The following is a 21531-nucleotide window of genomic DNA, read 5'->3' on the forward strand; positions in this document are numbered from 1 at the left end:
GCCCGCGACCGCGAACCAACCCCCGCCCTACACACCCACCGCACCACCGCCCCGCACCACCACCCCGCAGCACCGCCCACACGGCCGGTCATGACCACCGACGGCCGAAGGGCGGCCACCCCGTGGGGTGACCGCCCTTCAGTCGCATCACGAATCACGAATCAGCGACCGGCGACCCGCTCACCGAAACCGGTGAGCGAGGTACCGGCACCCGCTCACTGGTTGTACGGACCGTAGTCGTAGTCCTCCAGCGGAACGGCCTGGCCGGAGCCCGTGCCGAACGGCGAGTAGTCGATGTCGTCGTAGCCGACGGCCGAGTACATCGCGGCCTTGGCCTCCTCGGTCGGCTCGACCCGGATGTTGCGGTAGCGGGACAGGCCCGTACCGGCCGGGATGAGCTTACCGATGATGACGTTCTCCTTGAGGCCGATCAGGGAGTCCGACTTGGCGTTGATCGCCGCGTCGGTGAGGACCCTGGTCGTCTCCTGGAAGGACGCCGCCGACAGCCACGACTCGGTGGCCAGCGAGGCCTTGGTGATACCCATCAGCTGCGGACGGCCGGAGGCCGGCTGGCGGCCTTCGGTGACCACACGACGGTTCTCGTTCTCGAACTTCGAACGCTCCACCAGCTCGCCCGGCAGCAGCTCCGCGTCGCCGGACTCGATGATCGTCACACGGCGCAGCATCTGCCGGATGATGATCTCGATGTGCTTGTCGTGGATCGACACACCCTGCGAGTTGTAGACCTTCTGGACCTCGCCGACCAGGTGGACCTGGACCGCGCGCTGACCGAGGATCCGCAGCACGTCGTGCGGGTTGGTGGCACCGACGGTGAGCTTCTGGCCCACCTCGACCCGGTCGCCCTCGCCCACGAGCAGACGGGCACGCTTCGAGATCGGGAACGGCGTCTCGTCGCTGCCGTCGTCCGGGGTGACGACGAGCTTCTTGGTCTTCTCGGTCTCCTCGATACGGACGCGGCCCGCCGCCTCCGAGATCGGGGCGACACCCTTGGGCGTACGGGCCTCGAAGAGCTCGACGACACGGGGCAGACCCTGGGTGATGTCGTCACCCGCCACACCACCGGTGTGGAAGGTACGCATCGTCAGCTGGGTACCGGGCTCACCGATGGACTGGGCGGCGATGATGCCGACCGCCTCACCGATGTCGACCAGCTTGCCGGTGGCCAGCGAGCGGCCGTAGCAGAAGGCACAGGTGCCGACCGCGGACTCGCAGGTCAGGACCGAGCGGGTCTTGACCTCCTCGACCCCGGCGGCCACGACGGCGTCGATCAGGACATCGCCCAGGTCGACATTTGCCGGCGCGATGACCTTGCCGTCGACGACGACGTCCTCGGCGAGCATCCGGGCGTACACGGACGTCTCGACGTCCTCCGCCTTGCGCAGGACACCGTCGGCGCCGCGCTCGGCGATCCGCAGCTTCAGACCGCGCTCGGTGCCGCAGTCCTCCTCGCGGATGATCACGTCCTGCGAGACGTCCACCAGACGACGGGTCAGGTAACCCGAGTCGGCGGTACGCAGGGCGGTGTCGGCCAGACCCTTACGGGCACCGTGCGTGGAGATGAAGTACTCCAGCACGGACAGGCCTTCACGGAAGGACGCCTTGATGGGACGCGGGATCGTCTCGTTCTTGGCGTTGGACACCAGACCACGCATACCGGCGATCTGACGCATCTGCATCATGTTTCCACGAGCACCCGAGTTCACCATCATGAAGATGGGGTTGGTCTTCGGGAAGTTCGCGTTCATCGCCTCGGCGACCTCGTTGGTCGCCTTGGTCCAGATCGCGATGAGCTCCTGGGTGCGCTCGTCCTTGGTGATCAGACCGCGCTCGTACTGCTTCTGGACCTTCTCGTCCTGCGCCTCGTAACCCTGGACGATCGCCTTCTTCGCCTCGGGCACGACGACATCGGAGATGGCGACGGTGACACCGGAGCGGGTCGCCCAGAAGAAGCCGGCCGCCTTCAGGTTGTCGAGCGTCGCCGCCACGATGACCTTGGGGTAGCGCTCGGCCAGGTCGTTGACGATCTCGGAGAGCTGCTTCTTGCCCACCGAGTAGTCGACGAACGGGTAGTCCTCGGGCAGCAGCTCGTTGAAGAGCGCGCGGCCCAGCGTTGTACGCAGCCGGAACGGGTCGCCCTGCTGCCACTCGACGGCGGTGCCGTCGGTGTCGACCTCGTCGGAGACCGGCGGGGTCCAGCCGCGCGGCGGGATGGTGCCCACCGGGAAGCGGATGTCGACCTTCGCCTGGAGCGACAGCTCCCGGTTGTCGAACGCCATGGTCGCCTCGGCGGTGGAGCCGAAGGACCGGCCCGCGCCCTTGACCTTGCGCTCCTCCTCGTCCGTGGTGAGGAAGAAGAGGCCGAGCACCATGTCCTGGGTGGGCATGGTGACCGGACGGCCGTCGGCCGGCTTGAGGATGTTGTTCGAGGAGAGCATCAGGATGCGCGCCTCGGCCTGCGCCTCCGCGGAGAGCGGCAGGTGGACGGCCATCTGGTCACCGTCGAAGTCCGCGTTGAACGCGGTGCAGACGAGCGGGTGGATCTGGATGGCCTTGCCCTCGACCAGCTGCGGCTCGAAGGCCTGGATGCCCAGGCGGTGCAGGGTCGGCGCACGGTTCAGCAGCACCGGGTGCTCGGCGATGACCTCTTCGAGCACGTCGTACACGACCGTACGGCCGCGCTCGACCATGCGCTTCGCCGACTTGATGTTCTGCGCGTGGTTCAGGTCCACCAGGCGCTTCATCACGAACGGCTTGAAGAGCTCCAGCGCCATGGCCTTCGGCAGACCGCACTGGTGCAGCTTGAGCTGCGGACCGACGACGATCACGGAACGGGCCGAGTAGTCGACTCGCTTGCCGAGCAGGTTCTGACGGAAACGGCCCTGCTTGCCCTTGAGCATGTCGCTCAGGGACTTCAGCGGACGGTTACCGGGACCGGTCACCGGGCGACCGCGGCGGCCGTTGTCGAACAGCGCGTCGACGGCCTCCTGGAGCATCCGCTTCTCGTTGTTCACGATGATCTCGGGGGCACCGAGGTCAAGGAGACGCTTGAGGCGGTTGTTCCGGTTGATCACACGGCGGTACAGGTCGTTCAGGTCGGAGGTCGCGAAGCGGCCACCGTCCAGCTGCACCATCGGACGCAGGTCCGGCGGGATCACCGGCACGCAGTCCAGCACCATGCCCTTGGGGCTGTTGCTGGTCTGGAGGAACGCGGAGACGACCTTGAGGCGCTTGAGCGCACGGGTCTTCTTCTGGCCCTTGCCGGTACGGATGATCTCGCGGAGGCGCTCGGCCTCCTCGTTCAGGTCGAAGGACTCCAGGCGCTTCTGCAGCGCGGCGGCGCCCATCGAACCGTCGAAGTACGTGCCGAAGCGGTCACGCAGCTCGCGGTAGAGGAGCTCGTCGCCCTCCAGGTCCTGCACCTTGAGGTTCTTGAAGCGGTTCCACACCTCGTCGAGCCGGTCGATCTCGCGCTGCGCACGGTCACGCAGCTGCTTCATCTCACGCTCGGCGCCTTCGCGCACCTTGCGGCGCACATCAGCCTTGGCGCCCTCGGCCTCCAGCTCGGCCAGGTCGGTCTCGAGCTTCTTGGCGCGGGCCTCGAGGTCGGAGTCGCGACGGTTCTCGACCTGCTGACGCTCGACGGAGACGTGGGCCTCCAGCGAGGGCAGGTCGCGCGTACGGCGCTCCTCGTCCACGAACGTGATCATGTACGCGGCGAAGTAGATGACCTTCTCGAGGTCCTTCGGCGCGAGGTCGAGCAGGTACCCCAGGCGTGACGGGACGCCCTTGAAGTACCAGATGTGGGTGACGGGCGCGGCCAGCTCAATGTGGCCCATCCGCTCACGGCGCACCTTGGCGCGCGTGACTTCCACGCCACAGCGCTCACAGATGATGCCCTTGAAGCGGACACGCTTGTACTTGCCGCAGTAGCACTCCCAGTCCCGGGTCGGACCGAAGATCTTCTCGCAGAAGAGTCCGTCCTTCTCGGGCTTGAGCGTGCGGTAGTTGATGGTCTCCGGCTTCTTCACTTCGCCGTGCGACCAGGTCCGGATGTCGTCCGCGGTGGCAAGGCCGATCCGCAGCTCGTCGAAGAAGTTGACGTCGAGCACTTGTCGTCAATCCCTCTTTCGGGGGTTCGAGCCCCTCGCGTCAGCGAGTAGATGGGGCACTTCAGCAATGGTCTGAACGGGTCCGGGGAGAGCCGGCCGGATACGGGATCCGGCCGGCGAACCCGTCAGACCTCTTCGACGCTGCTCGGCTCTCGCCGGGACAGGTCGATACCGAGCTCCTCCGCAGCGCGGAAGACATCCTCGTCCGTGTCGCGCATCTCGATGGACATACCGTCCGAGGACAGCACCTCCACGTTGAGGCAGAGCGACTGCATTTCCTTGATGAGAACCTTGAAGGACTCGGGAATGCCGGGCTCGGGGATGTTCTCGCCCTTGACGATGGCCTCGTACACCTTCACGCGGCCGGTCACGTCGTCGGACTTGATCGTCAGCAGTTCCTGGAGGGCGTACGCGGCGCCATAAGCCTCCAGCGCCCACACCTCCATCTCGCCGAAGCGCTGACCACCGAACTGCGCCTTACCACCCAGCGGCTGCTGGGTGATCATCGAGTACGGGCCGGTCGAACGCGCGTGCAGCTTGTCGTCGACCAGGTGGTGGAGCTTGAGGATGTACATGTACCCGATCGAGATCGGGTCCGGGAACGGCTCACCGGAGCGGCCGTCGAACAGGTTCGCCTTGCCGGACGGCTGCACCATCCGGTTGCCGTCACGGTTCGGGATCGTGGACTCGAAGAGACCGGAGATCTCGTCCTCACGGGCACCGTCGAACACCGGGGTGGCGACGTTGGTGCCGGAGGCGACCTCGTCGGCGCCGATGGACTTCAGGCGCTCCATCCACTCCTCGCTGCCCTCGACCTTCCAGCCCTGGCTGGCGAGCCAGCCGAGGTGGATCTCGAGGACCTGTCCCGGGTTCATCCGGGACGGGACACCCAGCGGGTTGAGGATGATGTCGACCGGGGTGCCGTCCTCCAGGAACGGCATGTCCTCGATCGGCAGGATCTTCGAGATGACGCCCTTGTTGCCGTGACGGCCGGCGAGCTTGTCACCATCGGTGATCTTGCGCTTCTGCGCGACGTACACGCGAACCAGCTGGTTCACGCCCGGCGGCAGCTCGTCGCCCTCCTCGCGGTCGAAGACGCGCACACCGATGACCTTGCCGGTCTCGCCGTGCGGCACCTTCAGCGAGGTGTCACGGACCTCACGGGCCTTCTCACCGAAGATCGCGCGGAGCAGACGCTCCTCCGGGGTCAGCTCGGTCTCACCCTTGGGCGTGACCTTGCCGACCAGGATGTCCCCGGCGACGACCTCGGCACCGATACGGATGATGCCGCGCTCGTCGAGGTCCGCGAGGACCTCTTCGGAGACGTTCGGGATGTCCCGGGTGATCTCCTCGGGGCCGAGCTTGGTGTCACGGGCGTCGACCTCGTGCTCCTCGATGTGGATCGAGGAGAGGACGTCGTCCTGCACCAGCCGCTGGCTGAGGATGATCGCGTCTTCGTAGTTGTGGCCCTCCCACGGCATGAACGCCACGAGAAGGTTCTTGCCGAGCGCCATCTCACCCTGCTGGGTGGCGGGACCGTCGGCGAGGACCTGGCTCTCGATGACCCGGTCGCCCTCGTTGACGACAACCTTCTGGTTGACCGAGGTGCCCTGGTTCGAGCGGGAGAACTTGGCGATGCGGTACGTGGTGTACGTGCCGTCGTCGTTGGCGACGGTGATGTAGTCCGCGGATACCTCCTGGACCACACCTTCCTTCTCCGCCTTGATGACGTCACCGGCGTCGACCGCGCAGCGGTACTCCATGCCGGTGCCGACGAGCGGCGCCTCGGACGTGATCAGCGGCACGGCCTGACGCATCATGTTCGCGCCCATGAGGGCACGGTTGGCGTCGTCGTGCTCCAGGAACGGGATCATGGCGGTCGCGACCGACACCATCTGGCGCGGCGAGACGTCCATGTAGTCGACGTCGTCGCCCGGGATGTAGTCGATCTCGCCACCACGGCGGCGGACCAGTACGCGGGACTCCTCGAAACGCATCTCCTCGGAGAGCGTCGCGTTGGCCTGCGCGATGACGAAGCGGTCCTCTTCGTCGGCGGTCAGGTAGTCGACGTCGTCGGTGACGACACCCTCGATGACCTTGCGGTACGGGGTCTCGATGAAGCCGAACGCGTTGACCCGGCCGTAGGAGGCCAGCGAGCCGATCAGACCGATGTTCGGGCCTTCCGGCGTCTCGATCGGACACATGCGGCCGTAGTGCGACGGGTGCACGTCACGGACCTCGAAGCCGGCCCGCTCACGCGAGAGACCACCCGGGCCCAGCGCGTTGAGACGACGCTTGTGCGTCAGACCCGACAGCGGGTTGTTCTGGTCCATGAACTGCGACAGCTGGCTGGTGCCGAAGAACTCCTTGATGGAGGCGACGACCGGCCGGATGTTGATCAGGGTCTGCGGCGTGATCGCCTCGACGTCCTGGGTGGTCATGCGCTCACGCACGACGCGCTCCATACGGGCGAGACCCGTACGGACCTGGTTCTGGATCAGCTCACCGACGTTACGGATACGACGGTTGCCGAAGTGGTCGATGTCATCCGTCTCGACCATGATCGAACGACCGGACTCGCCGACCGTCTCGGTCTCACCGGCGTGCAGCTTGACCAGGTACTTGATGGTCGCGATGACATCGTCGGTGGTGAGCACACCGGCGTCCAGCGGCTCTTCCGCGCCGAGCTTCTTGTTCACCTTGTAGCGGCCGACCTTCGCGAGGTCGTAGCGCTTGGGGTTGAAGTAGAGGTTCTCGAGCAGCGTCTGAGCCGCCTCGCGCGTCGGGGGCTCGCCCGGACGCAGCTTGCGGTAGATGTCGAGGAGCGCGTCGTCCTGGCCCTGGGTGTGGTCCTTCTCCAGGGTGGCGCGCATGGACTCGTACTCGCCGAACTCCTCCAGGATCTGCTCGGTCGTCCAACCGAGAGCCTTGAGGAGGACGGTCACGGACTGCTTGCGCTTCCGGTCGATACGGACACCGACCATGTCGCGCTTGTCGATCTCCATCTCCAGCCAGGCACCCCGGGACGGGATGATCTTGGCGGAGAAGATGTCCTTGTCGGACGTCTTGTCGATCGAGGAGTCGAAGTACACACCCGGCGAGCGGACCAGCTGGGACACCACGACACGCTCGGTGCCGTTGATGACGAAGGTGCCCTTGTTGGTCATGAGCGGGAAGTCGCCCATGAAGACCGTCTGAGACTTGATCTCGCCGGTCTCGTTGTTGGTGAACTCGGCGGTGACGAAGAGCGGGGCGGCGAACGTGAAGTCGCGCTCCTTGCACTCGTCGATCGAGTTCTTGGAAGGCTCGAAGCGGTGATCGCGGAAGGTCAGCGACATCGACCCGGAGAAGTCCTCGATCGGGGAGATCTCCTCGAAGATCTCCTCCAGACCGGACTTCCTGGGGACGTCCTGCCCGTTCTCGAGAGCCGCCTCTACACGAGCCTTCCAAGCGGCGTTGCCGAGCAGCCAGTCAAAGCTCTCGGTCTGCAGCGCCAGGAGGTTCGGAACCTCGAGGGGCTCCTTGATCTTTGCAAAGGAGATGCGCAGCGGGGCGGTGCTGGCGCCGTTGTTCGTATTCGTGGTCGAGGCGTTGCGCGAGGCGGCCAAGAGGGGGTCCTTCCGAGGGCTCGGACTCACTACGCGCGTACCGGTCCCAAGCGGGGCGCGGAGAGGGAAAGCCCAGATCAGGGCCGTTCACTCACCGGTGCTCTTGCGAGGGGGTGCCCCTGGTGACGGGCAGGGAGCAGCTAACAGGCAGCGCAAAGGGTCAGTGTAGCCACTTGGCACACTGATGTCCAGAGCGGGTTTCCCGACACCCTCGTTTTTCTCAACACCCTTGTCTCAACTACGGCAAACCTCGCGCCGTCTAGGCGCACATCGATACTGCCCTCTTCGCCATCGATCCATGCCTCGGATCCGGATCGATTGTGACGACGCGTCCTGAGAATTGCGCGCTGCGTGCGGTTCGTCAAGGCCCCCCACCCCATGTGGAAAGTCACGAGGCGGTACGGAGGCACGGCGATGATCACGATACTCGCCACGAGCCGAAGAGCAAGGCACCCCCCACGGGAGCACGGAAGGGCGACCACCCGACTGGGTGATCGCCCTTCGCGTCAACGCTGCGCCTCGCGGCGCCGAGACTGCCTCCGTACGCCTATCGGCGCGCGGCTGCGGACTCGAACGAGGTCACTTGACCTCGACGGAGGCGCCGGCGCCCTTGAGGGACTCGGCGGCCTTCTCGGCGGCGTCCTTGGCGACCTTCTCGAGGACGGGCTTCGGGGCGCCGTCCACGAGGTCCTTGGCCTCCTTGAGGCCCAGGGAGGTCAGCTCACGCACGACCTTGATGACCTGGATCTTCTTGTCGCCGGCACCCGTGAGGATGACGTCGAACTCGTCCTGCTCGGCCTCGGCCTCGGCCGGGGCACCGGGGACACCGGCGACCGGGGCGGCAACCGCGGCGGCGGCGGTGACGTCGAACTTCTCCTCGAACGCCTTCACGAACCCGGAGAGCTCGAGGAGGGTCATGTCCTCGAACTGCGCGAGCAGGTCTTCCTGGCTGAGCTTCGCCATGATGGCGGTCCTTCCACTATTCGGCTGGTGCCGTATGTACAGTTCCGCGGGCGTACCGGCCCGCTGCGACCGAACGAGCGTGATTACTCGGAGTCGGCCTCGACGGGAGCCGGCGTACCGGCACCGCCCTGCTCTTCCTTCTTGGCGCGAAGCGCTTCCGCGGTGCGGACGAACTTCGACGGAAGCGCCTGGAAGAGCGAGGCAGCCTGCGACTGCTTGCCCTTCATGGCACCGGCCAGCTTGGAGAGCAGAACCTCACGGGACTCGAGGTCCGCAAGCTTCTTGATCTCATCAGCGCTCAGCGCCTTACCGTCAAGGACACCGCCCTTGATGATGAGATTGGGGTTGTCCTTGGCGAAGTCACGAAGACCCTTCGCCGACTCCACCGGGTCACCGGTGACGAAGGCAACCGCCGTCGGACCCGAGAACAGGTCGTCCAGCTGGTTGATCCCGGCCTCGTTGGCCGCGATCTTGGTCAGCGTGTTCTTCACCACGGCGTACTGGGCGTTCTCACCGAGAGAACGACGCAGCTCCTTGAGCTGCGCCACGGTGAGACCCCGGTACTCGGTCAGCACAGCGGCGTTCGAGCTGCGGAACTGGTCCGTCAGCTCGGCTACCGCGGCAGCCTTGTCGGGCCTTGCCATGAGCGTCGGCCTCCTTCCGGGTGATGAGGACCGCTCAGAAGGGGCTGGGCAAAACGAAACGCCCCGGCGCAGGCGCACGGGGCGTAGCTCGACCGAATGGAATCCGGGAGCTGTCCACAGTCACCTACGCGGGTCGTCCGCAGCTAGCGGATCCTTCGGCCGCCGCACCCTCTTACGAGCACACGGCAACGACCAGCGGTCTTTGGCTTCTGGGGAAGAGTACGTGACCGCGTCTCCGGCAGGCAAATTGGGCTGCCGGACCAGGTTTAGCTCCCGCTCGCGGCACCCGTGCCCGCGCCGGCCCGGAGCTCACCCAGCAGCTCGGCGACATCGAAGGTCTCACCGGTCGGCGGGGCCTGGACCTGTGCCTTCGCTCCGTAGTCCGAGTAGTGCGCGGAGACCTTGACCGTGCCCTGAGAGGTCTTCGTACCGACGTCCATCCGCACCGGATAGTCGTCCTCGTTGACCCAGACCTCGGTGCCGTACCCCTTCATGCCCGACTTCCTCAGCATGTCGACAAGGGCCTTACGGTCCTTCGCGCCGAGGACGTCGAGCGAGCCGTCGGACTTCATCAGCTCGTCCAGGGTGAGCGTGCCCTTGTAGTGCTCGGCCCGGACTCCATCGACCTTCTCCGCGCCGACGTGCTTCAGATTCGGTGAGTCGAGCAGCAGGGCGAGCTGCCGGGCCGGGTCCTGGTTCACGTTCTCCAGGCCGCCCATGAGCTGCTTGCCGAGCCCCGCGTCCCCGGAGGCGTCGTCCAGGGCTCCCATGTCGAGCTTCAGCCAGCTCTTCCCCTTCATGGATTTGGCCGTCGCGGCGCCCAGGTCCATGTACACGGCGTTGTCGAGCCACACCGTACGGATCTTGCCCGGGGTGTCGGAGGCGGCTGCCAGGGCCGATCCGTTCATGGTCATGTCCATCACCGTGGGGTCCCACCCCATGACGCCGGACATCTCCATGTCGCCGCCCACACCCACGGACGCCGGCATCGACACCGTCATCCGGACCCTGGCCGACTTCGCCGCCGAGGTCTTCTCGTAGGCCGCGGTGACGGCGTCCGTGGCACCGGACCGGGACCGGGCCGTCTCCGAGTCCGAGGCGCCCTTCTCGGCGCCGCCGTCGCCCTGGCAGCCCGCGACGCCGGCCAGCACCGCCACGGCCGCCAGCGAGAGGCCCCCACGCATCCATCCGGACATACGCATGTCCCCACCACCCCTGGTTGTGAGTCAACTCCCTTGCACGGTAACGCACGGCTCCGACACCGCCACGTGAGAAAAGCCGGTCCCCGCGCCTCCGGAGAGGTGCGGGGACCGGCTTTCGTACGCGTGTGACCCGCGACTGCCGTCAGTGTCAGACGGCGGCCGGGTCCTCCTCTACGAGGAGGTTGCGGGTGCGGTTGGCGTCCAGCGGGATGCCGGGGCCCATCGTCGTGGCCAGGGTGGCCTTCTTGATGTAGCGGCCCTTGGCGGCGGACGGCTTCAGACGGAGGACTTCCTCCAGCGCCGCGGCGTAGTTCTCGACCAGCTTCGCCTCGTCGAAGGAGACCTTGCCGATGATGAAGTGCAGGTTCGAGTGCTTGTCGACGCGGAACTCGATCTTGCCGCCCTTGATGTCGTTCACAGCCTTGGTGACATCAGGGGTGACCGTGCCGGTCTTCGGGTTCGGCATTAGACCACGCGGGCCGAGGACGCGGCCGAGGCGGCCGACCTTGCCCATGAGGTCCGGGGTGGCGACGACGGCGTCGAAGTCCAGACGGCCCTTCGAAACCTCGTCGATGAGCTCGTCGGCGCCGACGATGTCGGCGCCCGCGGCACGCGCGGCCTCGGCACGGTCACCGGTCGCGAAGACCAGGACCCGGGCGGTCTTGCCGGTGCCGTGCGGAAGGTTCACGGTGCCACGGACCATCTGGTCGGCCTTGCGCGGGTCGACACCCAGACGCATGGCCACCTCGACGGTGCCGTCGAACTTGGAGGTGCTGGTGTCCTTGGCGAGACGGACGGCCTCGAGCGGGGCGTAGTTGCGCTCCCGGTCGATCTTGGCTTCCGCGCCGCGGAGTGCCTTGCTGCGCTTCACTTCTTCTCCTGGTGTTTCTTCGGTGTGGAGTTCGTGGTCCGGACCGCGCATGGTCCTGCCACTGGGGTGGGGCCTGCCCGGCTGGGTCAGCCCTCGACCGTGATGCCCATGGAACGGGCGGTACCGGCGATGATCTTCTCGGCGGTTTCCAGGTTGTTCGCGTTCAGGTCGGGCATCTTGGTCGTGGCGATGTCACGCACCTGCTCGCGGGTGAGCTTCGCGACCTTCTTGACGTGCGGCTCGCCGGAGCCCTTGTCCACGCCCGCGGCCTTGAGGATCAGCTTGGCGGCCGGCGGAGTCTTGGTGATGAAGGTGAAGGAACGGTCCTCGTAGACCGTGATCTCCACCGGCACGACCATGCCACGCTGCGACTCGGTCGCGGCGTTGTAGGCCTTGCAGAACTCCATGATGTTGACGCCGTGCTGACCCAGCGCGGGGCCGACCGGCGGAGCCGGGTTGGCCGCGCCGGCGCTGATCTGGAGCTTGATAAGCCCCGTGACCTTCTTCTTCTTGGGAGGCATTGCTCTCTCCGGGTCCTAGTGAGAGTGATCAGCCGCCATCCGGTCATCCGGACGGAGGCATACCGCACAACGATAACGGGTATAGCGGTGCGGCCAAAAACCGACAGGTCAGACAGCTGTGGGAGCCTGCCTGACCTGTCGGAAGCTGCTGTTCAGAAGGGCGCTGGTGCCGCGAGCGGCACCGGCTCAGTTCTTCTGGATCTGGTCGAAGCTCAGCTCGACCGGGGTCTCGCGGCCGAAGATCTCGACCAGGCCCTTGACCTTCTTCGAGTCGGCGTTGATCTCGTTGATGGTCGCCTGAAGCGTGGCGAACGGGCCGTCGGTGACGGTGACCGAGTCGCCGACCTCGAAGTCCAGCACCTGGACCTCGACCTTGCGGGACGGAGCCGGCTTGCCCTCGGCCTCGGCGGCCTCGCGGGCGGCCTTCTCCTCGGCCTCCGGGGCGAGCATCTTGACGATCTCGTCCAGGGTCAGCGGGTACGGGTCGTAGGCGTTGCCCACGAAGCCGGTGACACCGGGGGTGTTGCGGACGACGCCCCAGGACTCGTTCGTCAGATCCATGCGCACCAGGACGTATCCCGGGAGCTTGTTCTGGCGGACGTTCTTGCGCTCGCCGTTCTTGATCTGGACGATCTCTTCCTCGGGGACCTCGGCCTGGTAGACGAACTCCTCGACGTTCAGCGAGACGGCACGCTGCTCCAGGTTGGCCTTCACGCGCTTCTCGTAGCCCGCGTAGGTGTGGATGACGTACCACTCGCCGGGCAGACCGCGGAGTTCCTCACGGAGGGCGGCGATCGGGTCGGCCGGAGCCTCGGGCTCGGCGGCCTCGTCCTCGACGGCGTCCTCGTCGTCGGCTTCCTCCGACGACTCCGCTTCGTCGGACGCCTCGGCGTCCTCGTCCTCGACGTGCACAGCGGCCTCTTCGGCCGGTTCGCCGGCGGCGACGTCAGCGGCTTCGGCCTGGTCTGGCTCGACAGCGTCCGCCGCCTCGACGATGTCGGTCTCGTCCTTCGTGGACTCCACCGACTCGCTGGCGTCGTTCAGTTTCGGGTCAGACACGGTGGCTGCTTCTTCCTGGCTCAATGGGTGGAACACGCGAAAGGGGCGCCGCGTGGGCGCCCTCCGCGGGATCAGCCGAAGACGTACTTGATTGCTTGCTGGAAGCCATAGTCAATCACGGTCACCAGACCGATCATGATGACTACGAAGACAATCACCACGGTGGTGTACGTGGTCAGCTGGTTGCGAGTCGGCCAGACGACCTTGCGCAGCTCGGCGACGATCTGACGGTAGAAGAGCGCGAGACGGCCCAGCGGGCCCTTCTTGCCGCGCTTGCCACCCTTGCGGGGCTTCTTCGACTCGGCGGACTCATCGTCGGCATCAGGCTTGTCGATGGAGCCCACGGCGTCCGTCACGCTCTCTCACCTGATTCCGGGTCGTGGCCGTGCCGCGCCCGGGGGAGCCGCACGGCGATGCATTGAAACGTACGTACATGCGCACACATCCTGGCGGAAGGTGTGTGTAGCAGGGCCGGAGGGACTTGAACCCCCAACCGCTGGTTTTGGAGACCAGTGCTCTACCAATTGAGCTACGACCCTTTGCGTTCCCCTCAACCTACCGCATCCGACCGGACGCACGGAGTGCGCGGTGCGGACCTGGCTGCTGAGGGCCAACGACCAGTGAGTGTACGTGCTCCCGGCCCCTGCGTCGAACAGCTTCCTCCGGCACGGCTCGCGCGGGATCGCGCGCACGGTTCGGTCATTCATACCGGTCGTTCATATGCCCATCCCTCCATCGTCTTTTTGTCCGCAGAGCGAGCACCCTCGTTTTGTCCGCAGAGCGAAACTTGTGTGTCGCGGAAGTTTCAGGTCTGGGACCATGGGCTCATGAGCGCTGCAACCCCTCCGACCGAGCGCCGGGTCTCCGCCCGCATCGGCGCGATCTCCGAGTCCGCGACCCTCGCCGTGGACGCCAAGGCCAAGGCCCTCAAGGCCGCCGGGCGTCCGGTGATCGGCTTCGGCGCCGGCGAGCCCGACTTCCCGACCCCCGACTACATCGTCGAAGCCGCCGTCGAGGCCTGCCGCAACCCCAAGTACCACCGCTACACGCCGGCCGGCGGGCTCCCCGAGCTCAAGGCCGCCATCGTCGCGAAGACGCTGCGTGACTCCGGTTACGAGATCGACGCCTCCCAGGTCCTGGTGACCAACGGCGGCAAGCAGGCGATCTACGAGGCGTTCGCGGCCATCCTGGACCCGGGCGACGAGGTCATCGTCCCGGCGCCGTACTGGACCACGTACCCCGAGTCGATCCGGCTGGCCGGCGGTGTCCCGGTAGAGGTCGTGGCCGACGAGACCACCGGCTACCGCGTCTCCGTCGAGCAGTTGGAGGCGGCCCGCACGGAGCACACGAAGGTCGTGCTCTTCGTCTCACCGTCCAACCCGACCGGCGCTGTCTACAGCGAGGCCGACACCGAGGCCATCGGTCGCTGGGCCGTCGAGCACGGCCTGTGGGTGATGACGGACGAGATCTACGAGCACCTCGTCTACGGCGACGCCAGCTTCACCTCGCTGCCCGCCGTCGTACCGGAGCTGCGCGACAAGTGCATCGTGGTCAACGGTGTGGCCAAGACCTATGCGATGACCGGCTGGCGAGTGGGGTGGATCGTCGGCCCGAAGGACGTCGTCAAGGCCGCGACCAACCTCCAGTCGCACGCCACGTCCAACGTCTCCAACGTCGCCCAGGCCGCGGCGATCGCCGCCGTCTCCGGCGACCTCGACGCGGTCGCCGCGATGCGGTCGGCCTTCGACCGGCGCCGTCAGACCATCGTGCGGATGCTGAACGAGATCGACGGTGTCCTGTGCCCGGAGCCGGAGGGCGCCTTCTACGCGTACCCCTCGGTGAAGGCCCTGCTGGGCAAGGAGATCCGCGGCAAGCGCCCGCGGACGTCGGTCGAGCTGGCCGCGCTGATCCTCGACGAGGCCGAGGTCGCGGTCGTCCCGGGTGAGGCGTTCGGCACACCCGGCTATCTGCGGCTGTCCTACGCGCTCGGCGACGAGGACCTGGCCGAGGGCATCACGCGGCTCCAGAAGCTGCTGGCCGAGGCCAAGAACTGACGTTCCGCTTCGGCTCCTCCGCTCCGGAAAAGCGGGCTCCCGGTCACGGCCGGGGGCCCGCTTTTCTGTTCGGGCAAGATCTCGATCGGGGAAAGTGGCTGCCGGTCCTCGTTCCCGTGCGGCAGGATCTACCAATGGAGAGCACCACCCGACCTCGCGACCTCAGCCTGCTGCCCAAGGCTCATCTGCATCTGCATTTCACCGGCTCGATGCGGCCCACGACCCTGCTGGAACTCGCCGAGAAGTACGGCGTCCATCTGCCCGACGCCCTGACCGGCGGCGAACCGCCCAAGCTGCGCGCCACCGACGAGCGCGGCTGGTTCCGTTTCCAGCGGCTCTACGACATCGCCCGGTCCTGTCTCCGCGCCCCGGAGGACATCCAGCGGCTGGTGCGCGAGGCCGCCGAGGAGGACGTACGGGACGGCTCGGGCTGGCTGGAGATCCAGGTCGACCCCACGTCGTACGCCCCGCACCTCGGCGGACTGATCCCCGCGCTGGAAGTCATCCTGGACGCGGTGGACGCCGCGTCCAGGGAGACCGGTCTGGGGATGCGGGTGCTCGTCGCGGCCAACCGGATGAAGCATCCGCTGGACGCCAGGACCCTGGCCCGGCTCGCGGTGCGGTACGCGGACCGGGGCATCGTCGGCTTCGGCCTCTCCAACGACGAACGTCGCGGCATGGCCAGGGACTTCGACCGGGCCTTCGCGATCGCCAGGGAGGGCGGGCTGCTGGCCGCGCCGCACGGCGGCGAGCTGACCGGGCCCGCGTCCGTACGGGACTGCCTGGACGATCTGCGCGCCACCCGCATCGGGCACGGCGTCCGGGCCGCCGAGGACCCGAAGCTGCTGCGCAGGCTCGCGGAGCGCGGGGTGACGTGCGAGGTCTGCCCGGCCTCGAACGTGGCGCTGGGCGTCTACGAGAAGCCCGAGGACGTGCCGCTGCGGACGCTGTTCGACGCGGGGGTCCCGATGGCGCTGGGCGCGGACGACCCCCTGCTCTTCGGCTCGCGGCTGGCCGCGCAGTACGAACTGGCCCGCAAACACCAGGGCTTCAGCGACACCGAACTGGCCGAGCTGGCCCGGCAGTCGGTACGGGGCTCGGCTGCGCCGGCGGAGGTACGCGACAGTCTGCTGGCGGGGATCGACGGCTGGTTGGCCGACTGACGATGCCCCTCCCGGCGATGTGTTGTGTGCGGCCAATCGCTCGTCAGAGGCTGACGCCGACCGTCACCGGCTCGGGAACCAGCGTGATCCCGAACGCCTCGTGGACCCCGGCGACCACCTCGCGCGCGAGGGCGAGCAGATCCTCGGTGGTCGCCGCGCCCCGGTTGGTGAGGGCGAGGGTGTGCTTGGTGGAGATGCGGGCCGGGCCCGTGCCGTAGCCCTTGGTGAAGCCGGCCTTGTCGATCAGCCAGGCCGCGGAGGTCTTCGTACGGCCGCTGCCGTCCGGGAATCCGGGCGGTGTCACGTCGTCGCCGAGGCGGGCCCTGGCGCGGGTGACGAAGTCGGCGTGTTCTCCGTCGGTGAGGATCGGGTTGGTGAAGAAGGAGCCGGCGGACCAGGTGTCGTGGTCCTCGGGGTCCAGCACCATGCCCTTGCCGGCCCGCAGTTCGAGGACGGTGTCCCGGGCCGTCGCGGCGGGGACGCGGTCGCCGGGCTCGACGCCCAGGACGCGGGCCGTCTCGGCGTACTTGAGGGGCGCGGAGAGCCCGCCCGCATCCTCCAGCGCGAAGCGGACCCGCAGGATGACCCAGCGCTCGGGGTGCTGCTTGAAGCGGCTGTGGCGGTACGAGAAGCCGCAGTCGGCGCCGGCGAGCGCGACGGTTTCGCGGGTGGCGCGGTCATAGGCGACGACCTCGGTGATGGTGCTGGACACCTCCTGGCCGTACGCGCCGACGTTCTGGATCGGTGTGGCGCCGGCCGAGCCGGGGATACCGGCGAGGCATTCGACGCCCGCGAGGCCCGCTTCGACGGTACGGGCGACGGCGTCGGTCCAGGTCTCGCCCGCCGCCAGCTCCAGCGTGGTGCCGTCGAGCGTGAACCCCTTGGTCGCGATCCGCAGGGCGGTGCCGTCGAAGCCCTTGTCCCCGATGATCAGGTTGCTGCCGCCGCCGATGATCAGCAACGGGGTTCCGGCGTCGTCCGTCTCGCGTACGGCGTCGATCACCTCGTCGTCGGTGGTGGCCGTGACAAGGCGTGTCGCCGGTCCGCCGAGGCGGAAGGTGGTCAGGGGGGCGAGGGGGGCATCGTGAAGTTCCTGCACAGGAACAAGAGTACGGGCCGATGAAATGCGATCCCTGAATTTCAGCGGCCGGGATCAAGCGGCGGACGCGCGCTCGTCCGCCCCACAGGTAAGGGGTGCCCGCCATTGCGAGCACCCCTTACGTGAGGAGAAGAACCGATCCGGTTCAGGCGAGCTGGACGACGGCGCGGGACATCCCCAGCACCTTCTGCCCCGCACTCATCGCCTTGAGGTCCACCCGGACCCGGCCGTCGTCCAGCTTGGCCGCGACCAGGGCGCTGACCTCGACCAGCGCGCCCTCGTCGTCGTTGGGCACCACGACGGGCTTGGTGAAGCGGACACCGTATTCGACAACGGCCCCCGGGTCGCCGGTCCAGTCGGTCACCACACGGATCGCCTCGGCCATGGTGAACATGCCGTGTGCGATGACGTCCGGGAGTCCGACCTCTTTGGCGAACTTCTCGTTCCAGTGGATCGGGTTGAAGTCCCCCGAGGCACCCGCGTACCGCACCAGCGTCTCGCGCGTGACGGGGAAGCTCTGCGCCGGCAGCTCCGTGCCGACCTCGACCTCGTCGTAAGCGATCTTCGCGGCCATCGTCCTCACGCCTCCTCGGCGGCGCGGGCCACCAGCTTGGTCCAGGCAGTCACGACATGCTCGCCGCCCTCGTCGTGCACCTCGCCACGGACGTCGATGACGTCGTTCCCGGCAAGGGACTTGATGGTCTCGATGGTCGAGGTGACGGTCAGCCTGTCCCCCGCCTGTACGGGACGGGTGTAGGCGAACTTCTGGTCGCCGTGCACCACCCGGCTGTAGTCCAGACCCAGCTGCGGGTCGGCGATGACGCCGCGCGCCGCCTTGAACGTGATAGCGAACACGAACGTCGGCGGGGCGATCAGATCGCGGTACCCGAGAGCCTTGGCGGCCTCCGGGTCGTTGTAAGCCGGGTTGGGGTCGCCCACCGCCTCGGCGAACTCGCGGATCTTTTCCCGGCCGACCTCGTACGGCTCGGTGGGCGGATAGCTCCGCCCCACGAAGGACTGATCGAGCGCCATGGACTCGCTCCCTCCTGTGATGAATGTGACCACAACAAACGACGCGAGGCCGTCCCCCAACGGGGACGGCCTCGCATACGAGCCTGATTCAGCGCGTTTCGCGGTGCGCGGTGTGCGAGTTGCAGCGCGGGCAATGCTTCTTCATCTCAAGACGGTCCGGGTTGTTACGCCGGTTCTTCTTGGTGATGTAGTTCCGCTCCTTGCACTCCACGCAGGCCAGCGTGATCTTCGGGCGGACGTCGGTGGCAGCCACGTGAGTGCTCCTTGGACGGACAACGGATGAAAGGATGAACGCATAAAAGAGTAGCCGATCGAAGGACCGACCCCGCAATCGGCTACCGTGTGTAGCGGTGACCGGACTTGAACCGGTGACACAGCGATTATGAGCCGCTTGCTCTACCGACTGAGCTACACCGCTTCGATGCTGGATCCCCTCGCCCGAAGGCGAGGATCACCGAACATCTGAGCCCCAATACGGAATCGAACCGTAGACCTTCTCCTTACCATGGAGACGCTCTACCGACTGAGCTATTGGGGCGAGCGATGAAGACATTACACGGTCGGTTGCCGTTCGCCCAAATCCGTTTTCCGGCCCTCACCTCACGCGTCCCGTCGTTGCCCCGGAGGCACTCGTAAGGCGCTCGGAGGACACTGGTTCGGCACGCGTACGGCCCACGCGTACGGCTCCACCAGGGCACTCGCACGACCGTCCCACGGGCGCTCTCGTGGCGCCACCGGCAGGCACCGGTGCGGGACTCGTACGGCATTCGCGGCCTCGCCCGGTACGACTATTGCGCTCCTCCCCGAAGCGCGGCTGGGGCGCCCCTACGCTCGACCCACTCTGCGTGATCCGCGCGCCAGAGCCCCTGCCCGGACTCCCCCCACCGCCGGGCTGCCGGGTCCGGTCCACAGCCCGGCACGGCAGCCCCGACCAGGAGCGCGATGCCCGACAGCCAGCCGCCGCCCGACGGCGCCACGGCCGACACCACCGCGCTCGTCCTCTGCGGCGCCCGTCTCACGGACGGCCGCACCGTCGACGTACGACTCCGCGCGGGCCGGATCGACGCCGTGGGCACGGCAGGCAGCCTCGCCCCGCACGGCGCCCGGGTGGACCTCGCCGGTTATCTGCTGCTCCCGGCCCCCGCCGAGCCGCACGCCCACAGCGACACCGCGCTGAGCGCACTCACCACGCCCGTACCGGCCGGGCCGTCGGCAGAGTGCCCCGACGATGTGCGGCGGCGCGCCACCGAAGCCGCCCTGCTGCAACTGGGGCACGGCGCGACCACGCTGCGCTCCCACGTACGGATCGGCGACGCGGGGCGGCTCGGCCGGATGGAGGCGGTGCTCCGGGCCCGGCGTTCGCTGCGCGGCCTCGCCGACCTGACCACCGTCGCCGTACCGCGACTGCTGACGGGGCTCACGGGCGCCGACGGGCTCGCGATGCTGCGCGACGCGATGAAGATGGGCGCGGGGGCGGTGGGCGGCCGGCCCGACGCCGATCCGGATCCGGCCGGGTATGTGGAGGCGGTACTGGAGGTCGCCGGCGAGCACGGCTGTCCGGTCGATCTGCATACGGACGGTGACGATCCGGCCGGGCTCGTCCGGATCGCGGCGATGGCAGACGGTCTGCGGCCGGGAGTGATGCTCGGCCCCTGCGCCGGTCTGGCCCGGCTGCCGGCCGATGTGGCGGCGCGGGCGGCGGACCGGCTGGCGGCGGCCGGTGTGACGGTGGTCTGCCTGCCGCAGGGAGGCTGCGGGGGCACGGACGAGCGCGGTGTCGCTCCCGTGGAGCTGCTGCGGGCGGCCGGTGTACGGGTCGTCGCGGGCAGCGGCGCACTGCGGGACGTATCGAATCCGGTCGGACGCGGGGACCCTCTGGAGGCCGCGTATCTGCTGGCCTCGCGGGGCGGGATGCGGCCGCAGGACGCGTACGACGCGGTGAGCACGGCGGCACGGGCGGCAATGGGACTGCCGGCGGTCCGGGTGGAGGCCGGATCTCCCGCCGAGCTGCTGGCCGTGCGCGGGGAGGACATCGCCGGCGCGCTGTCCCTCGCGTACAGCAGGATCGTCATCCATCGCGGGCGGGTGGTGGCGCGGACGAGCGCGGTGCGGGAGTACTGCGATTCGGCGGCGCCCCTGCCTCTGGAACTCCCGCGCCAGGGGCGCTCCGACCTCGGCCCCTCCGGCCAACCCGGCCACCCCGGACCATGAGTGGGGCCCCGCCGTGGCGCGTGAGTGTGAACAGCGCGGCGGACGTACGGTCGTGAGTATGCGAATTGTGATTGCCGGAGGACATGGTCAGATCGCGCTGAGGCTGGAGCAGTTGCTCGCCACGCGCGGACACGAGGCGGCGGGCATCATCCGCAAGCCGGAACAGGCCGACGATCTGCGGGCGGCGGGCGCCGAACCGGTCGTCCTGGACCTGGAGTCGGCCTCGGTCGACGAGGTGGCGGCGGCGCTGGAAGGCGCGGACGCCGCGGTGTTCGCGGCCGGCGCCGGTCCGGGCAGCGGTACGGAACGCAAGGACACGGTGGACCGTGGCGCCGCGGCGCTCTTCGCTGACGCGGCGGAGCGCGCGGGGGTACGGCGCCACCTCGTCGTCTCCTCGATGGGCGCGAACCCCGACCACGAGGGCGACGGGGTCTTCGACGCCTATTTGCGCGCCAAGGGCGCGGCGGACGCGTACGTACGCTCCCGGTCCGCGCTCGACTGGACGATCCTGCGGCCGGGGGCACTGACGAACGACCCGGGCACCGGGCTCGTCCGGCTCGCGGAGTCGACGGGCCGGGACGCTGTGACGCGGGACGATGTGGCGGCCGTACTGGCCGAGTTGCTGGACACCCCGGGCACGGCGGGTCTGACGCTGGAACTGATCGGCGGGACCGTACCGGTGGCCGAGGCCGCGAAGGCGGTCGCGGGCGGCCGATGATCTCGGTGATGCCTGGGGCCGCGGCTATGTGACCGTGACAACCGACCGTGACAACGAAGATGGCCCCTGCTCCACGTTTCCGTGAAGCAGGGGCCATCTTCTTTATCGCGTGGCGGCGCCAGGATTCGAACCTGGGAAGGCTAAGCCGACGGATTTACAGTCCGCTCCCATTGGCCACTCGGGCACACCGCCATGGGATGTCGCTGCCGGTGGAGAGTCCGCTGGTGGGCGGTGCTCCGTGGCAACGACGTAAACG

The 21531-nt window shown here is 67.8% G+C and carries 17 protein-coding genes and 4 tRNA genes; 4 read left to right on the forward strand and 17 right to left on the reverse strand.

The features are described 5' to 3' along the window. Positions 1 to 215: 215 nt before the first annotated feature. From ACIOJD_RS05800 to ACIOJD_RS05845, 10 genes are all read right to left on the reverse strand, one after another. Positions 216 to 4130, reverse strand: coding sequence for a DNA-directed RNA polymerase subunit beta' (locus tag ACIOJD_RS05800; protein WP_401908538.1), 3915 nt, complete (start codon positions 4128 to 4130; stop codon positions 216 to 218). A gap of 125 nt (positions 4131 to 4255) precedes the next feature. Then, entirely contained in the window at positions 4256 to 7738 is a 3483-nt protein-coding gene (rpoB, locus tag ACIOJD_RS05805; RefSeq protein ID WP_401908540.1) for a DNA-directed RNA polymerase subunit beta, read from the reverse strand. A 579-nt stretch (positions 7739 to 8317) separates the two neighbouring features. Next, entirely contained in the window at positions 8318 to 8701 is a 384-nt protein-coding gene (gene rplL / locus ACIOJD_RS05810) for a 50S ribosomal protein L7/L12 (RefSeq protein WP_401908542.1), read from the reverse strand. 83 nt (positions 8702 to 8784) lie between these two features. Continuing rightward, complete coding sequence (rplJ, locus tag ACIOJD_RS05815; protein WP_401876653.1) at positions 8785 to 9345, reverse strand: 50S ribosomal protein L10; 561 nt, start codon at positions 9343 to 9345, stop codon at positions 8785 to 8787. A gap of 266 nt (positions 9346 to 9611) precedes the next feature. Beyond that, entirely contained in the window at positions 9612 to 10547 is a 936-nt protein-coding gene (locus tag ACIOJD_RS05820) for a hypothetical protein (RefSeq protein WP_401908543.1), read from the reverse strand. Positions 10548 to 10695: 148 nt separating this feature from the next. Then, positions 10696 to 11418, reverse strand: coding sequence for a 50S ribosomal protein L1 (rplA, locus tag ACIOJD_RS05825; RefSeq protein WP_401908545.1), 723 nt, complete (start codon positions 11416 to 11418; stop codon positions 10696 to 10698). A gap of 86 nt (positions 11419 to 11504) precedes the next feature. Beyond that, the gene (rplK, locus tag ACIOJD_RS05830) at positions 11505 to 11939 is read right to left on the reverse strand and encodes a 50S ribosomal protein L11 (RefSeq protein WP_401908547.1); all 435 of its coding nucleotides are present in this window, start codon (positions 11937 to 11939) and stop codon (positions 11505 to 11507) included. A gap of 186 nt (positions 11940 to 12125) precedes the next feature. Beyond that, on the reverse strand, positions 12126 to 12998 hold the full coding sequence (nusG, locus tag ACIOJD_RS05835) for a transcription termination/antitermination protein NusG (RefSeq protein ID WP_401908548.1): 873 nt from the start codon (positions 12996 to 12998) through the stop codon (positions 12126 to 12128). Positions 12999 to 13069: 71 nt separating this feature from the next. Next, on the reverse strand, positions 13070 to 13354 hold the full coding sequence (secE, locus tag ACIOJD_RS05840) for a preprotein translocase subunit SecE (protein ID WP_401876645.1): 285 nt from the start codon (positions 13352 to 13354) through the stop codon (positions 13070 to 13072). Positions 13355 to 13464: 110 nt separating this feature from the next. Then, positions 13465 to 13537, reverse strand: a tRNA-Trp gene (locus ACIOJD_RS05845). A gap of 288 nt (positions 13538 to 13825) precedes the next feature. Between ACIOJD_RS05845 and ACIOJD_RS05850 the strand changes: the two genes are divergently transcribed. After that, positions 13826 to 15052 carry a pyridoxal phosphate-dependent aminotransferase gene (locus tag ACIOJD_RS05850; RefSeq protein ID WP_401908550.1) on the forward strand — a complete coding sequence of 409 codons (1227 nt, stop codon included), beginning with the start codon at positions 13826 to 13828 and terminating at the stop codon, positions 15050 to 15052. A 134-nt stretch (positions 15053 to 15186) separates the two neighbouring features. Then, positions 15187 to 16215 (forward strand): adenosine deaminase, encoded by a 1029-nt coding sequence (locus ACIOJD_RS05855; RefSeq protein WP_401908552.1) that lies wholly within the window; start codon positions 15187 to 15189, stop codon positions 16213 to 16215. 43 nt (positions 16216 to 16258) lie between these two features. On the opposite strand, the gene ACIOJD_RS05860 is transcribed toward ACIOJD_RS05855, so the two are convergent. The 6 genes from ACIOJD_RS05860 to ACIOJD_RS05885 form a co-directional block, all read right to left on the reverse strand. Next, positions 16259 to 17341 (reverse strand): UDP-N-acetylmuramate dehydrogenase, encoded by a 1083-nt coding sequence (locus ACIOJD_RS05860; protein WP_401909029.1) that lies wholly within the window; start codon positions 17339 to 17341, stop codon positions 16259 to 16261. A 118-nt stretch (positions 17342 to 17459) separates the two neighbouring features. After that, positions 17460 to 17888, reverse strand: coding sequence for a MaoC family dehydratase (locus ACIOJD_RS05865; RefSeq protein WP_401908554.1), 429 nt, complete (start codon positions 17886 to 17888; stop codon positions 17460 to 17462). Positions 17889 to 17893: 5 nt separating this feature from the next. Continuing rightward, entirely contained in the window at positions 17894 to 18346 is a 453-nt protein-coding gene (locus tag ACIOJD_RS05870) for a MaoC family dehydratase N-terminal domain-containing protein (protein WP_401908555.1), read from the reverse strand. 88 nt (positions 18347 to 18434) lie between these two features. After that, positions 18435 to 18599: a 50S ribosomal protein L33 gene (gene rpmG / locus ACIOJD_RS05875; protein WP_003956487.1), complete on the reverse strand. Its 165-nt coding sequence runs from the start codon at positions 18597 to 18599 to the stop codon at positions 18435 to 18437. A gap of 92 nt (positions 18600 to 18691) precedes the next feature. Beyond that, a tRNA-Met gene (locus tag ACIOJD_RS05880) sits at positions 18692 to 18764 on the reverse strand. A 47-nt stretch (positions 18765 to 18811) separates the two neighbouring features. Continuing rightward, positions 18812 to 18884 (reverse strand) — tRNA-Thr (locus tag ACIOJD_RS05885). A gap of 404 nt (positions 18885 to 19288) precedes the next feature. On the opposite strand from ACIOJD_RS05885, the gene ACIOJD_RS05890 reads away from it, so the two are divergent. Further along, positions 19289 to 20557, forward strand: coding sequence for an amidohydrolase family protein (locus tag ACIOJD_RS05890; protein WP_401908557.1), 1269 nt, complete (start codon positions 19289 to 19291; stop codon positions 20555 to 20557). A 58-nt stretch (positions 20558 to 20615) separates the two neighbouring features. After that, positions 20616 to 21275, forward strand: a complete 660-nt coding sequence (locus ACIOJD_RS05895) for an NAD(P)H-binding protein (protein WP_401908559.1) — start codon at positions 20616 to 20618, stop codon at positions 21273 to 21275. A gap of 110 nt (positions 21276 to 21385) precedes the next feature. Here the strand turns inward: ACIOJD_RS05895 and ACIOJD_RS05900 are convergent. After that, positions 21386 to 21467 (reverse strand) — tRNA-Tyr (locus ACIOJD_RS05900). Positions 21468 to 21531 lie beyond the last annotated feature (64 nt).

It is taken from the genome of Streptomyces sp. NPDC088116 (genome assembly GCF_044741745.1).
In the GTDB taxonomy this organism is placed as follows: Bacteria; Actinomycetota; Actinomycetes; order Streptomycetales; family Streptomycetaceae; genus Streptomyces.